Origin of the sequence: Nocardia sp. NPDC060220 (genome assembly GCF_042727815.1) — a bacterium.
In the GTDB taxonomy this organism is placed as follows: domain Bacteria; phylum Actinomycetota; class Actinomycetes; order Mycobacteriales; family Mycobacteriaceae; genus Nocardia.
In genome coordinates this window covers 1-1,169 of sequence record NZ_JBHWZY010001343.1, presented here as the reverse complement: position 1 = coordinate 1,169, position 1,169 = coordinate 1, and the positions used below count along the sequence as shown (strand labels likewise).

Annotated in this window: 1 protein-coding gene; it reads right to left on the bottom strand. The window is 67.2% G+C overall.

Annotated features, from left to right (window positions below; translation table 11 throughout):
• Positions 1–1,104: DUF418 domain-containing protein (locus ACFWF3_RS36630; protein ID WP_379318810.1), on the bottom strand; the 1,104-nt coding region annotated here is incomplete at its 3' end.
• Positions 1,105–1,169: the final 65 nt, after the last annotated feature.

The following is a 1,169-nucleotide window of genomic DNA, read 5'->3' as shown; positions in this document are numbered from 1 at the left end:
GTGCCGGCGCAACCACAGCGCGCTCACCCAGAGTTGCGCCACGAAAACGAGTAGTGCCAGTCCCATCGTCGCCATCGGCGACAAGCTGCCGGCCGCACCGAATCCGACGCCGGTGAAGATCACCAGGCCGATCGCGGACTGCCCCAGGTAGTTGGTCAACGCGATCCGTCCCGCGGGCGCGAGCGCCGAGCGGATCCACGCGGTGCGCGGACTGTGCATCAAGCGCAGCAACGTCGCGACGTAGGCGGCAGCGAGCAACGGTGCGGTGGCGACGCTGACGGCGACCGCGAGCGTGTGCCCGGTACCCCCGACGAGCGTGTACACCGTGCTGCCCGCCAGTCCCACCGGAAAGCCGACCCACTGGATTCGCCGCAGGATCGGTTCGTCGCCGCGGACCCGCGCGAACAGTTGCCGGCGACCCGCGACCATGCCGAGCAGGAACATCGCCAGCGCGGTGGGGCCCTGCAGACTGACCGCCTGCAGGATCAGCAACACCAATCCGTCGAGGTGCTGGCCGATGATGTCGCCCCAGCCGCCCAGCATCGCCGAGGTGGCCTGTTCGGCGTTCGCCCGCGCCACCTCGGGCGCGGGCAAGAAGCTCGCGGTATCGAGGAAGAGCCCGCTCAGCAGCAGACTCGCCAGCACGACGCCGTACAACGCGGCGGCCACCCGCAGCGCCGTCCGATCCCGGCATCGCCGCATCCAGAACAGCACCAGGCAGGCCAGCGCGTAAGTGGTCAGCACGTCGCCGCCGTACAGGAAGACGATGTGCAGCACGCCGAGCACGAACAGCCCCGCGATCCGGCGCAGCATGCGCGGTTCGAAGGCCACTGCGGCGGCGGCCGCCGATTCCATCTGCAACGTGAAGCTGTAGCCGAACAGGAACGAGAACAGCACATAGAACTTCATGTCGACGAACACCGACGACAGGCCGCGCACAGCGTCGTCGAGGGGCGAGGTGAAGGCGGGATCGATGACCAGATTGCCGGGATACCCCGAGGCCATGAAGGTGATGTTGACGACGAAGATGCCGAAGAGCGCGAAGCCGCGCAGCGCGTCGACGTCGCGCACTCGCGGTCTGGGGGCGACCAGTTGATCGGTCATGCGGGTTGCCAACCTCTCGGATAGCGGCAGCACTAATTATCCCTGGGATACTATCTCAAGGATAG